Origin of the sequence: Mesorhizobium jarvisii (genome assembly GCF_003601985.1) — a bacterium.
GTDB lineage: Bacteria > Pseudomonadota > Alphaproteobacteria > Rhizobiales > Rhizobiaceae > Mesorhizobium > Mesorhizobium jarvisii.
In genome coordinates this window covers 106844-120050 of record NZ_QZXA01000014.1, presented here as the reverse complement: position 1 = coordinate 120050, position 13207 = coordinate 106844, and the positions used below count along the sequence as shown (strand labels likewise).

Sequence of the window (13207 nt, the reverse complement as noted above, 5' to 3'; positions counted from 1 at the left end):
CGAAGCCCGGCAAGCTCGGTGCTCTCATCGCGCGCTCCTTGACCGAGAACGCCAAAGCGCAATTCGAAGTCAAATCCAGCGCCACTGAAGGGACCAGGGTCACCATCGTTTTCAAGCGATCGGCAGCTACCTGACGACCCTCCGCAGATTGCGCTCGCGCCAGCCATCAGGGCGAGTGCGACCCACCGCTTAGTGCCTAAGTCCCGGCGGGACACTGTCCTCAACCTGCCCGACGAAGGGTCCGCTACGAGCGATTTCGCAGCCAGCGCAAACCTGCGGAGCCGAGCAATCGGCGACACCATTACTTCTTAATCCCCGAGATGCCCCAGCGATCCACTCGATCGCTTTGCTGTTGGCACGGTCGTGATCGCGGTGCCAAGCCAGCCTCAAGCGCTTCTACCAACCGGTCGTCGCCTGGCGTTCGTGGACGCGTTGCGATGTAAAGCCTACTGCACGGCGCGCGATGCGAAGGGCCCAAAGGGGGCGAGCGCCGGGTGATCGCGTCCAGCCGCAGCGGCAGATCCTTTATTCCTCGGGGGCAGGAACCGCTTGATGATAGCGAAGTTCAATTCCTAGGAACAGGAGTGAAACATCATGGACACGCCAACTACGGACGACTTTACGGGACCGGGTACCAACGAAAACGGCTGGCGGGGCAGCGAGGGTGCTGAGCGTGCCGAGACGAGCAAAGAAGCTTTGGGCAAGCTCAAGACAAGTGCGGCGGAGACCGCGTCGCATCTGAAGAATGCCGCCGCCTCCGTGTCGAGCGATGCCAAGGATTATGCCGGGTCTGTTGCCGCTGATGCCGCGGGCGCCTTCAAGGAGGCAGTCGAGTCCAATAAGACGGCCGGCGCCGACGCTATCGCCAATATCGCCCACTCCGTCAAGGACGCGGCGGACGGCATCGAAAAGCAGGCGCCCCAGGTCGCAAGCATGGTGCGCAGTGCTGCCGAAGGTGTCGAGCGCATCTCAACCGATATCAGGGACCGCAACGTCGGCGAGTTGCTCGATTCCGTCACGAAATTCGCGCAGCGTCAGCCAGCCGCGTTTTTCGGCGTCGGTATCCTCGCCGGCGTCGTCCTGACGCGGATCATGCGGAGCGCCGATCGTTCCTGAGAAGGATCATTCGCATGGATGATGGAATGGATCACCGGCCCTTCGGGAGCGTGCTCGGCCAAGCGCTAAGCCAGTTTGGATCGTTGATTCGCCTCGATCTGCGTCTGCTCGAGGCGGAAATGCGAGCCAAGTCCACGACACTCGTGTCATCGGGCGCGTGTGGAATGGCCGCTGTCATGTTTTTTGCGCTGGCTGCGTTCGCCATTGTTCAGTGTCTCATCCTTGCAATGATTTTTTTAGGGATTGGCCCAATGCTAGCATGCCTGGTTGTGGCCCTTGTTTTGATCGGGGCAGGTTCGATGTCCCTTTATCTTGCCAAGCGGGCGCTGACCGGGTGGACCATCACGCCCGTCGAGACGGTCAATCAGGTGCGGACCGACCTGGCGGCCTTGAAGCAGGGAATACGCTATGGCTCAACCCAGCAATGAAATCAGGGATATCCTGGTGCAGAGCCGAGCCGAACGGCAAGCTCTGTTCGGCCCGGTGAGCGAAGTGAGCCGCCGGCTGCAGCCCAGACATTTGGCGGACGTTTCCACTCAATACGCCAGACAGAAAGTCGCCGCGGTGGTCGGGGGGATCTCGGATGCCGTCAAGGAGAATGGCGGAATAGCGGCCGCCGTGGCATTGGGAGCAGTCGCCGTTTTTGATGCGGGACGAAGGAGTGCTGACGGCAATGCCGCTACAGGGCGCGTCGACGCATCCCCGGCGACATTGACGAGCGGCCGAGATGCCCATGCAGAGCGAAACGGTTATCAGGCTGGAACGCCTCGCGCCGTTACAAATCTCGATCGCGCCAAGATGATCGCCGGCTCGGCGGCAGGAGTATTGGTTGGCCATGCCATTGGCCAGGCCTTTCAGCCAACGGCCAAAGAGCGCGCACTGTTCGGCGAGGCTGCCGGCGAAGCTCGGGAGGCCGCGGCTAGATTTGTCCTCGAGCACAAGCGCGGTGCAAAGATTGCAGCTGCCGAGGCCTTCGGCTTCGCGCGATACGGCGCCGCCTTCCTGGCGGTCCTGGCGGCGGCCGGCGACTATTTCGTCCGCAACGAAGAGGTTCGCGCCCCCTCCGAGAGGTAATCATCAGACGGTCAGGCGCACTTGTTGCGTTCGCAATCTCGACGCCGAGCCGGACGCTTGGCCATCGGCGTAGGAGCGGGCGTTACGTTCAGCCTCAAATGGGAAAGTCAGCGTATTGCCGAAGGCCGTCACGCGGACGGTCCGTGTGTTCTCGCGAATGATTTGACGACGGCGCCGAACAGACTGGCGCTTCCCCTGAGCTACGCGCCGCCGCCCGGCGCGCAAAAGAGCCGGCGCGCCTTCGGCGCTCTACCCGCGATCGCGCTGAATCCACCGCGTCTTGTAGTCGCGAACGCCGTCGCGCACGGCAAGTTCATCGGCTTCGGTCGGTCGGCGGCACCCTTCGAATAAAAATACCGGAACAATGCCAGCACGCCCCCGTTTGTCGCTGGTCAGAAAAAGCCAGGGATTGGAGCCATCATGTCGATCAATGTCGCCGTCTTTGTAGGTAGTCTGCGCAAGGCTTCGTTCACCCGCATGGTAGCCAATTCGCTGATCGAACTCGCGCCGCCGGGCCTGGCTTGTCGGCTGGTCGAAATCGGCGATGTCGCCATGTTCAATGACGATCTGGAAGGCCAGAAGCCAGCGGCATGGGAGCGACTACGGCGCGATGTTGCCGGCGCTGATGCCTTTCTATTCGTGACGCCCGAATACAACCGTTCAGTCCCTGCCTGCCTGAAGAATGCGCTGGATGTCGCCTCCCGCCCGGAAGGCAAGAACGCCTGGGCCGGCAAGCCGGCCGCCATTGTCAGTGTTTCGCCCTACAAGATGGGCGCCTTTGGTGCCAATCATGCGCTGCGCCAAGCGCTGGTTTTTCTCGATGTTCCAGCCATGCAGCAGCCGGAAGCCTACATTGGTGATGTCGCCGCCTTGCTCGACAAGACCGGCAAGCTCAACAACGACAAGACCAAGGCCTTCCTCGGCAAATTTATGGCCGACTTCGAGAAGTGGGCTACGGCTCTTGGTAGAGCGGACACCGATGGCGGCTTCGAAGACTTCATGGCGCGGCGCGAAAAGATTGCCGCGGCCTATTCGACCGGAGATGCGAGCATGCTCGATACGATCGTCGCGCGCAAAGGCACGGCAACCTTCTTCCCCCCTACCGGTGGTTCAGTTTCCGGCGCCGCAGAAGTCGCCGCGCGCTATGACGGCGACGCAAAGGCGTTCTCGCTCGGAAACGAAACAAAACTGAAAGTGTTGCAGGCCTCTCAGGACGTTGCGTTTTGGACCGGTTTTCAGGACTTCGAAGGCATGATTGACGGACATCCCGCCAGCTTGAAGCTGCGCGTCACCGAAATCTTTAAGCGCGATGGCGGCGAATGGAAGCTGATCCACCGGCACGCGGATCCCGCGTTCGCCTCGTCCAAGCCGAAATAGCCGAAGGCTGTCGCTTCGATCAGGTCGGCCTGCAGCTTGGTCAGTTGCTTCTCGGCTCATTCGACAGCATACCGAGTTGTCGGACAAAGAGGCGTTGGAATAGCGGAAACTACCGACATCTCGCCAAAGCAGGCTAAGGACCTGACCGCCGAACACGGCAAAGAGAAGGCCAAAACCGAAGCCGCGAAGTTCAAAGCCGAAAGCTAAGGATGATGTGCCGTAGGTCTGGAGCCGCTGATGCGGCGATTGCCTGCCTCCTGCTTCACGCAGGGCCCCAACGACCTCTCGAACGGGCGGATTTGGCCGACGGACAGCTGAAGTCTCGCCCGCGTATGCCGCAAGGAGACACGCCGGGAACACCAACGCCGCGCCATTGCCGCCGAGCTACCTGAGCACTTGCGAAGGCGCGCATTTCCTCAGTCTTTCGACGCGCACGAGAGCACTTACATAATCGGCCTGCCTACCCAAACCCGGCGGTCGCGTCGTCTACGCCTTCGACGACCTTCAGGCCTGGGTGCAGTGCGGTGCAAAGACGTCGCCCGCAATGGTAAAACGGGAGCGGCTGATCGCTTCGTTTGTCTGCTCGGCGAAAAGGGCAAGGTGCTTTTGACCTTCTTCACCGCGCAGTGAGTATCTCCGGCATCGCCAGCTCCAACATTTTCTCGGGAACGCCGCTACGACTGCTACTCCCGTGACTACCTGAAGGATTGCGGCTCAAGCTTTGCCTTCCAGCGGCGCTTTATTCTGGTCTTTATAGGATTTCGCAGCTTCCTCGATCTTGCGCCAATCGTTTCCGTGACGGCGCACAAGTTCTCGCGCTTGGGCCGGCGAAATGTCATGCATCTCGACGATGTGTTTGACCTCGGCATCTTCACCCTTCAACGGTCGACTGCGTCTCTTTTGCAACGATCGCCTCGACAATCCTTCGTCCGCCATTGGTGCCTCGGCCGGGCGGCCTCCAGTTTCAGGTAATGGCAGGCCTGTGGCGGCCGCTGCCAGCAAAGGGCCGCCGACCATGAACGTGACGCCGGCGGACTCGAAGGCTTTGCGGACCGCTACAATTCTTTCCGCGCGCAGGATGCGCCGACCGCTCTCAAAGTCGCGTATCGTGGATTCGCTTAGGTTGGACTTCGCAGCCAGGCGCGCCTGGGACCAGTCCAATAGTGCGCGAGCTGCCCGGCAATACGCCGGGGAAAACTCCTGCCGGCTGGCATCCACACCTGGCTCGGTTTCTTTTGACTCCGTCATGCATGATGAACATTCGATAGGGCTAAAACGTTCCATGACGCGATCCAGTGGGTGAGGTGCTATTCAGGTTCAAGGTTCCCGCGGTAAATGGCGTTCGCATCGTCCATCATCCGCTCGATTCACTGGCAACATCTTCCTGACGTCAGATTGACCGCGGCGCAACGCCGGGGCCTTGGCCCTCGGCGACGCCTGACGATGCCTTCGCCAAATCCCGAACCGCCGCCGGTGACGATGGCGACCTAGCCAGCAAGTCTCATATCTGTTCCTTCGTCGCCGGCAACGTCCGGCGAAGTCGCGCTTGTTGCACAGTCCGATTATCCGAACGCCCTTTTAGCTTTCCTGGTTTGAGGTCGCCGGTGGCGGGAGCGATGGTCGCGGCGGAATTCGTGTGGACGCCGGCGCGGTCCGGCCAGGAGATGCAGGCGCTGAACCGCGCGACGGGCGAGGTGATGGCCACCGTGCCGCGCGGCGGGGCGGCCGATGTCGACGCGGCGGTGGCCGCCGCACGCGCCGCCTTCGAAGGACCGTGGTCGAAAATTCTCGCCCTATGAGCGGCAATGCGTGCTGTTGCGCATCGCCGATCTGTTCGAGACGCATTAGGAAGAGCTCAGCGTGTTCCTGGGTCTGGCTACCCACAGCGGGTAGAGAATCAGCATGGGTCATGAGTTGGTATGGCAACTCGAGACCGAAGTTGCGGTTCGGTGCAGATGGGTAGACTGGACCTGGCTCACCAAGGACACAGTGCGCCGGCATCTGCAACTTTTGCTAATGCAGCGAGATTTTATTTGGCCTACGGACCTTTGCTCAAGGTAGCTCGTTAAAGGCAAGGCGACAGCCCATGAACAACGTCAAGAACAGCCCGGTCGTCAGGCCGTCAAAACCACGCCTCCTTGCAGTGCTCGGGCCGGGCCTCGTCACCGGCGCGTCCGACGATGATCCGAGCGGAATCGCAACATACTCTCAAGCGGGAGCCCAATTCGGTTTTGGGCTGACTTGGACTATGCTGTTCAGCTACCCGCTTATGGCGGTCGTCCAGGAGATCAGTGCCAGGATCGGTCGCACGACCGGACGCGGCATCGCTGGTAACATGCGCAAATACTATCCGAACTGGCTGCTTCAGTCGGTAGTCCTCCTTCTGCTCGTAGCCAACACCATCAACATCGGCGCCGATCTCGGTGCCATGGGCGACGCGTTGAAGTTGATTGTCGGAGGACCGCCCCTGGCGTATTCGGTGGCCTTCGGTGCCATCTCGGTCATCCTTCAAATTTTCCTGAAATATACGCGGTACGTCTCCGTTCTGAAGTGGCTGACCCTATCCCTTTTCGCCTATTTCGCCACGGTCCTGGTGGTGTCCGTCCCTTGGGCCGACGTCGTGAAGGGGCTAATCCCCAAATTCACTGCCGACGCCAATTTCTGGACATCGGTGGTGGCGATACTCGGCACGACCATCAGCCCATACCTGTTCTTCTGGCAGGCGTCGCAGGAGGTCGAAGACGAGAAAGCCAAGCCAGAGCGCCAGCCACTGAAGGACGCCCCGGAGCAAACGGAAAACGCGGTCGAACGCATCCGCCTCGATACCTATGTCGGCATGGCCTTTTCGAACATCGTGGCGCTTGCCATCATGATTACCGCCGGCGCGACCTTACATGCTCATGGTGTGACGGACATCCAGTCCACGAGTCAGGCGGCGGAGGCCCTTAAACCCGTCGGGGGCAACTTTGCCTTCGCAATCTTCGCCGTTGGCGTCATCGGCACAGGGCTTCTGGCAATACCCGTGCTCGCGGGCTCGGCCGGCTACGCCTTGGGAGAGGCGCGAAAGTGGCCGGTTGGTCTCGACCGCAGGCCGCTCGAAGCCAAGGCCTTTTATGCCACGATCGCTGCCGCGACCGTCGTGGGGGTTGGCCTCAATTTCACGCCTATCAACCCAATCAAAGCCCTGTACTGGAGCGCCGTGGTCAACGGCGTGGTTGCCGTCCCCGTTATGGCCGTGATGATGGCGATGACCGCGAGGCCTGACATTATGGGAAAGGCCACCGTTCCTCTGGGGCTGCGCGTGGTGGGTTGGGTCGCAACAGTCGTGATGGCTGCAGCGGCCGTTGTTATGATTGGACAACTCATCCGAGGTTGAGAAGAGGTGACGCCCGACAAGAGAACCAAGCTGGCATTGGATGAATCGCGGACGCTGATGCTTGGCGCGCAGATTTTGCTCGGCTTCCAGCTTCAGGGACCCTTTCAGACAGCATTCTCGTCCCTGCCGTCCGATGCCAAAGTGATCTACGTCATCGCGTTGGGCCTGATGGTCCTCGTTGTCGGGCTTTTAATTACGCCGAGCGCCTACCATCGCATTGTCGAACACGGCGCGGCTGGACCGCGCGTTGATCGTTTTATTACCCGAGCCGCCGAAACCACACTCGCGCCGTTCGCTTTGGCGATGGCCCTGGACCTTGCTATCGCCGGGGAGGTTACCGGTGGAGTCTCTGTCGCCTTCGGTGCCGGGACTGCGGGGCTCGTTTTGGCGCTGACGTTCTGGTACGGCCCGATGGTTTTCAGAGCGGGGCGACAGGAGGGAGCATCAGCCATGCATCAAACGTCGACCGAGACCAAAATCGAGTATGCGATGACCGAAAGCCGCATTGTGCTGCCCGGGGCACAAGCCATGCTGGGCTTTCAATTGGCAATTGTGGTCACTCAAGGCTTCGCCGCCATGCCGCCGCTTGACAAAGCTTCTCATGGGATTGCCCTGGCGTGCGTTGCGTTGTCGACCGTCCTGCTCATGACGCCGGCGGCCTATCACAGGATCGTCTATGGCGGAGAGGCGGCGCCGGCGTTCTACACCGTGGCGAGCAGGCTGGTCCTCGCCGCAACTGTATTCCTGGCGGTCGGACTGTCCGTGGAGATGTACGTCGTGGTGAGCAAGATTACGGGGATAGCCGCAGTGGGCGTATTTGCCGCCGCCGTCTCAATAATTGTGCTGGTCGGCCTTTGGCATGTCTGGCCGCTGCTGCGCCGATGGCGGGAGACGCAGCCATGAACTTCTCGGATCGGCCAAGGTATCTGGAGCGGTTGCGCCTCCGCAAAATGGCAAAGTCGCAGCATGCATTCGTGCGCGGCAGCGCATGGCTGTTTTATGACTGGCTGAACAAGCATGATGAAGGATTGCCGCAAGGCCCCGCTGCCTGGATCTGCGGCGACTGCCATCTTGGCAACCTGGGAGCGCTCTCGGACCTGGAAGGCGGCGTAGCGATCCAGATCCGGGATTTTGACCAGACCGTCATCGGCAACCCGGCAGATGACCTCGTGCGGCTGGGCCTCTCGCTGGCTTCGGCCATCCGCAGTTCCGACCTCCCGGGCGTGACAACAGCGCACATGCTCGACAACCTCCTCGCCGGCTACATCAAGGCAGCGCCTTCGTCAGGCGCGCGGGGATCCGAGGACCTGCGAAAGCTGCTCAAACGCGCCGCGCATCGCCGCTGGCACAACCTCGCCCTTGAGCGATTTGAAGGACAACAGAAGCAGTTGCCGCGGAACCGTCGGTTTTGGCCCTTGCATCACCCCGAGCGCAGCCAGGTGCGCACCTTCTGCCAAGTTCTGGATATCTCAGGCCTAACTCCTGAGACGGAACAGCACGGCAAGAAAGGCTGGGAATTCATGGACGCGGCGTACTGGATCAAAGGATGCAGTTCGCTCGGGCATCTGCGCTTTGCGGCCCTCATGCGGGGCAAGCATCGCCGCATGGCGCTGCTCGACATCAAGGAAGCGACTGCTGCGGCCGCTCCCTCGGCACGGCGGGCACAGATGCCGGGCAATCATGCTGAGCGTGTCCGGGCAGGCGCGCGCGCCATGTCTCCAAACCTTGGCGATCGCATGGTGTGCGGTGAGATTGAGGGGAAGCCGGTCTTTGTAAGGGCTATATCGCCACGCGATATGAAACTCGAAATCGACCGGCTGACAAGTCGACAGACGCAGGCGCTTGCCCGCCACCTCGGTTCGATTGTGGGCGAAGCACACGCACGCCAGATGGACGTCGCCGATTGGCGCTGTTGGACCCGCGAACTGTCGCACGCGACTGGCGCGAACACTAAGACACCGTCGTGGTTATGGACGAGCGTCATTGACCTGCTCGCAACGCATGAGCTTGCGTATCTTGATCATTGCCGACGGTTCGCTCTCGCAAACTAAGCGGTTCTCTGGAAACGCGACGACGGGGGAACCTCCAAGTCAATGGTTAGTTCATCCCTGACTCATGACATGGGAGAAAACCGACATGACAATTTCCGACAAGAACCCTCAGGCCCCTCAATCCAAGTCTCCATCACGGCCTGCAACGCCATCGCCGTCCACCCAGAAGGTCTCCGGCGCCGGGCCCGCCCTTTCCGAGCATTCCAAGGACGCCAAGGCGCCAAAGAGCGGGCGACAGCCTGGGGCGTATGTCAAGGACTGATCCGAAAGACCGATAGCGGTGGAGTATCCCATGCAGATTCTTGAAACGGTCGTCGAGAACGGACCTTTCCCGACAGTCCGCTTCGTGGGCGAAGGTGGTGAGGCGATTTCCGTCTCCCTGGCCTATGACAGCGCCCTCGATGACGTGCAATTGATTGCAAAGGCAAAGGTGCTGCTATTGCACGCCGCCGCGTTCGATGAAGACAGCGGCGCCGCAGACGCCAGTATGCGAAGTCAGCTGGAATCAGGCCGCGCCGCGTCTTATACCCTCGAGTATCAAGACAAGGGTCAAGTGCGAGAGCTCGCAGGCCTCTCGTTTCCCACGCTGCAAGCGGTCTTGGACGAATGCCGACGTTCTGCGGCCGACCTGTGGCAGGACGCGCTCTCGCGTGGTGAAACGCCTGTCGGTTGGGCGGTGCGGGCTAAGGATGCAAGCGGGGCGGTCGTCGCGACAGTCGATTACGAGGATGTTCGCGCATCAGATGACGCGAACGTGACTGGCGTAGCTGAGCCGACCCCCTCGAACTTATAGCCATATCGTGCCGATGCCCGGCGTGATGGTGTGCGCCAGCCGATCAGGGTGACGGAGGCTATGAGCGTGTGGAACGTCCCAGCTCCCGGCAAGATAGCGGGCGTTAACCGCTACAGCCGATCGAAATCAGTAAGCCCGAGACGTATTCGCTGGCCCTCTGCGTAGGCCAGGGCGAACGGCTCCAATTGGAATGATCGGGTTAGTTCCTCGTCGCCGTCGACCACGCGGACGAACCATTCTCCGCAGACTTCGATCACTTCAACGCAAGGGCTGACCTGATCATTGAGGCTTACGGTCACGCTATCCATCGCAAGCTCCTTAGAAAGCAATGGGGAAAACATCGATTTTTATAAGGCTCGCCCGCGGCCGGTTTCAATATCAAATGTGTATCGGAGCGTAGGCAAGGATGATCGGCGACAAGGCCTGGATAGAGGGATAACCCTTCCACCCTGGTCGAATCTGCGGAAATGTGAATCCCCAACCCATGGGCGGAACATTAGCACCGCGTAGCGGTTCTAATTTGGTTGGAGACCTTCGAATCCCGGGTGGCTATGATGTCCGTATTGGCGTTTGAATTGGTCCATTTTGCCGGTCTGACGAGCAACGACCTGCTGGGCGGTGTCGTATCCCTGCTGGCGTGCCTCGTACTCTTCAACGTCATGGCAAAGGATAGCCCAAATCAATAGAACTTGCGCTCGGTGGGACGTTGATGCCGCATATTGTGCACCACAATACGGGCTTGACGAAATGCATGCTCGTGGCAGAAGCGTGTCCGAAGTGATTTTCGAGGCGATCAGTCGTGGCAAGTGGCCCGGCCCGCCTTCGGGCTGACACAGGATGACTAGCCGGGCCGCGCCGGCCCTTTGAGCCAGCCGGGCGAAGCGACGAATCTCACTCTCCTTGAGTCGGCTCTCAATAATAAATCGATGTACGATTTTACGGAGTTGTGATTGTCGGCATGGGTCTGACGGCGTTGCCCGACCCCAGTAGATCACCCTGAAACGACTTGCCTGCGCGGATCACGGTTCGAGCAATGGCGAACTGTGTTTTCCGTCTTGGTGTTCTCTTCTGGTTTTTTTCCGATCAGCCGCTTGTCTCAAAGCCAATGCTGCCGCTGCCTCCCCCGTCGCTTCACAGTGCGCACCAACGACCTCTCGAACGGATGGATCTGGCTAAAGGACGACAGCTTGATCTGTTCCACGCGCTGCCGGGTGTTGTCGCTAGGGCCGGGAAATGCGTAGCGGCAAATGAGCCAGCGTTGCTTGCGAGGATGGGGATGAGGCCCGAAATGCGCGTAGGCTCCAGTAGGACAGGTCGGGCCAGAGCGGCAGAGGGTGGCCGCAAAGACTACAAAGCCTGCTGCCACCCCTTCGACTTCCGCCGCCCGATCAACGTCTGCCGTCTGCCGTTTAATCGTACACCTTGACGATCTTGCGCGTACCCGGATCGACCAGGACGGTCCGGTTGTCGATCACGACGTACCGGTATTTGACGTTGGGAACCTCATGCAGCTCAACGGTATCAGGTAAAGCTGTGCCAACATTGAGTTCCACGCCAGGAAGCTTTACGGAAGCCAACGGTTGCTTTTTCACATATTCCCGGATGACCGTGTCCTGTTCAGGCTGGATGACCACATCCTCTGCCGCGGCCGCACCGATTCCGGCTATGAGCAAGAAAGCCGCAGCGGCGGCACCGAAATGCATCCTCATGATTTTCTCCTTCAATGCTAGTTGAAGAGCACCTCGTCGGCGCTCACAAATCTAACCCAGAGGGCGTCGAACCGTTCCAGAGTCGGACTTTGGTCCCAAAATCGGGTCTACACCTGACCTGTTTATCGAGGCTGAGGAACCTGACTGTTATGGGTGGCGCCGCAGCCATCGAGATGACCGTGACCAATCGCGGTTTGGCCTCACATTCGATGGAATCCATTCGGGCCGGCCCACTCCGGACCGCCGGACCGGCGGACCGGCCCCTCCGGATTCGAAGCGAACCAATGCAGGCTTGGCCGCATTTTGGTGAAAATATACTAAGGCGTGCCCGAACACCTGGTGGCTTGCCTGAAGTGGGACTTTGCAGCGATCGCACCCGCGGCCGAGCCCTTGTGTGCGGTTCCCCTCCGTCAGACCGTCAGCCGTTACGTCTTTCGGGAACATATTAGCAATTCGAAAGTTTGCGGGCGAAAGGAGCGGCGCTCGCATGCCGTCGGCCTTGGCAAGTCTTAAGTCGCGGACGCACCTACAATGAAGATCGCCCAGATTGCACCTCTAATGGAGTCCGTCCCTCCCAAGTTCTATGGGGGTACCGAGCGCATCGTCTCGTATCTGACCGAGGAGCTGGTTCGACAAGGCCACGAGGTGACGCTGTTCGCCAGCGGCGACTCAAGGACGTCGGCCGAACTTGTGGCGTGTTGCGACGCTGCGTTACGCCTGAGCCCTAAGGGAAGGGACCCCGTGCCGTGTCACGTTTCGATGCTTGAGCAGGTACGCAGATGGGCGGAAGCCTTCGATGTGCTGCATTTCCACGTCGACGTTCTGCACTTTCCGATCATTAGAGAATTTAGCAGGCGAACCGTTACGACCCTTCATGGCCGGCTTGACCTCCCAGACCTCGCACGGCTTTATGCAATGTTCGATGACATTCCACTGGTTTCGATCTCCGATGATCAGCGCCGGCCGATGCCCCCGGTCAATTGGCTCGGAACGGTCTATCACGGCTTGCCGCCTGGTATCCTGCCCTTCCGTGAGAAGGCCTCGAGCTATCTGGCGTTCCTTGGCCGCATCTCACCGGAAAAGGGACCGCTGGCCGCGATAGAAATCGCCGCCCGCGCAAGAATGCCGCTGAAGATCGCGGCCAAGATCGATTCGGTTGACCGCTCGTTTTGGAGAGAAAGCGTCGAACCACAGGTGCTTCGAAATTCAAATGTTGAGTTCATCGGCGAGATTAATGAGAGGCAAAAGGCGGAGTTCTTGGGCAATGCGGCAGCGTTGCTATTCCCGATCGACTGGCCGGAACCGTTCGGCCTCGTGACCATTGAGGCGATGGCCTGCGGAACCCCCGTGGTGGCGTTCAATCGTGGCGCCGTTCCCGAAGTCATTGATGATGGGGTGTCGGGATTTATCGTGAAGAATATCGCAGAGGCCGTGAAGGCCGTTCATCGCGTAGGTGACCTCGATCGAGCTCGGGTGAGGAGGACTTTTGAGAAGCGGTTCACCGCCGAGCGCATGTGCGCCGACTATATGGCGATCTATCGCTCGCTCACGGGCGCCAAGCAACGTTCCTTCCGACGTAGTAGCTATGCTGGAAACATAGCTGGTCAGGCGACTGAACCGGCGGCGTAAGCGATCGGCTGGATATCAAGTTTGATTGCTCAAAATCCAAAATTCGCCAATCATACCACCTCCAGTCGAACGACGCTTTTGC

Annotated in this window: 13 protein-coding genes and 2 pseudogenes; 12 read left to right on the top strand and 3 right to left on the bottom strand. The window is 60.0% G+C overall.

The window, feature by feature from the left end; translation table 11 throughout:
• The 6 genes and pseudogenes from D3242_RS34120 to D3242_RS34305 form a co-directional block, all read left to right on the top strand.
• Positions 1-134: pseudogene (locus D3242_RS34120) on the top strand (histidine kinase); the annotation flags it as partial.
• A 460-nt stretch (positions 135-594) separates the two neighbouring features.
• Entirely contained in the window at positions 595-1116 is a 522-nt protein-coding gene (locus D3242_RS28850) for a hypothetical protein (RefSeq protein WP_064982355.1), read from the top strand.
• A gap of 14 nt (positions 1117-1130) precedes the next feature.
• Positions 1131-1544 (top strand): phage holin family protein, encoded by a 414-nt coding sequence (locus D3242_RS28845; protein ID WP_019864026.1) that lies wholly within the window; start codon positions 1131-1133, stop codon positions 1542-1544.
• A complete protein-coding gene (locus tag D3242_RS28840) occupies positions 1525-2190 on the top strand; it encodes a hypothetical protein (RefSeq protein WP_019864027.1) in 666 nt (221 codons plus the stop codon). The genes D3242_RS28845 and D3242_RS28840 overlap by 20 nt, the downstream gene beginning before the upstream one ends.
• 57 nt (positions 2191-2247) lie before the next feature.
• Positions 2248-2541: a hypothetical protein gene (locus D3242_RS33680; protein WP_155772690.1), complete on the top strand. Its 294-nt coding sequence runs from the start codon at positions 2248-2250 to the stop codon at positions 2539-2541.
• A 69-nt stretch (positions 2542-2610) separates the two neighbouring features.
• A complete protein-coding gene (locus D3242_RS34305; protein ID WP_019864029.1) occupies positions 2611-3567 on the top strand; it encodes an NAD(P)H-dependent oxidoreductase in 957 nt (318 codons plus the stop codon).
• Positions 3568-4281: 714 nt separating this feature from the next.
• Here D3242_RS34305 and D3242_RS34410 read toward each other — a convergent pair.
• On the bottom strand, positions 4282-4851 hold the full coding sequence (locus tag D3242_RS34410; protein ID WP_317452366.1) for a helix-turn-helix domain-containing protein: 570 nt from the start codon (positions 4849-4851) through the stop codon (positions 4282-4284).
• Between the two features lie 332 nt (positions 4852-5183).
• Here D3242_RS34410 and D3242_RS28810 point away from each other — a divergent pair.
• From D3242_RS28810 to D3242_RS28785, 5 genes and pseudogenes are all read left to right on the top strand, one after another.
• A pseudogene (locus tag D3242_RS28810) lies at positions 5184-5412 on the top strand (aldehyde dehydrogenase family protein); the annotation flags it as partial.
• Between the two features lie 241 nt (positions 5413-5653).
• Positions 5654-6943, top strand: a complete 1290-nt coding sequence (locus D3242_RS28805; RefSeq protein ID WP_064982354.1) for an Nramp family divalent metal transporter — start codon at positions 5654-5656, stop codon at positions 6941-6943.
• 6 nt (positions 6944-6949) lie between these two features.
• On the top strand, positions 6950-7846 hold the full coding sequence (locus tag D3242_RS28800; protein ID WP_019864034.1) for a DUF6328 family protein: 897 nt from the start codon (positions 6950-6952) through the stop codon (positions 7844-7846).
• The gene (locus D3242_RS28795) at positions 7843-8994 is read left to right on the top strand and encodes a DUF2252 family protein (RefSeq protein WP_032921655.1); all 1152 of its coding nucleotides are present in this window, start codon (positions 7843-7845) and stop codon (positions 8992-8994) included. Before D3242_RS28800 ends, D3242_RS28795 begins: the two co-directional genes overlap by 4 nt.
• Before the next feature lie 292 nt (positions 8995-9286).
• Positions 9287-9787 carry a DUF6894 family protein gene (locus tag D3242_RS28785; RefSeq protein WP_019864037.1) on the top strand — a complete coding sequence of 167 codons (501 nt, stop codon included), beginning with the start codon at positions 9287-9289 and terminating at the stop codon, positions 9785-9787.
• 110 nt (positions 9788-9897) lie between these two features.
• Here the strand turns inward: D3242_RS28785 and D3242_RS28780 are convergent, their stop codons facing one another.
• Complete coding sequence (locus D3242_RS28780; RefSeq protein ID WP_027047930.1) at positions 9898-10095, bottom strand: hypothetical protein; 198 nt, start codon at positions 10093-10095, stop codon at positions 9898-9900.
• Between the two features lie 1101 nt (positions 10096-11196).
• A complete protein-coding gene (locus D3242_RS28775; RefSeq protein WP_064982366.1) occupies positions 11197-11496 on the bottom strand; it encodes a DUF1236 domain-containing protein in 300 nt (99 codons plus the stop codon).
• 531 nt (positions 11497-12027) lie between these two features.
• Between D3242_RS28775 and D3242_RS28770 the strand changes: the two genes are divergently transcribed.
• Positions 12028-13125 carry a glycosyltransferase family 4 protein gene (locus D3242_RS28770; protein WP_064982353.1) on the top strand — a complete coding sequence of 366 codons (1098 nt, stop codon included), beginning with the start codon at positions 12028-12030 and terminating at the stop codon, positions 13123-13125.
• The last annotated feature ends 82 nt before the right edge of the window (positions 13126-13207 follow it).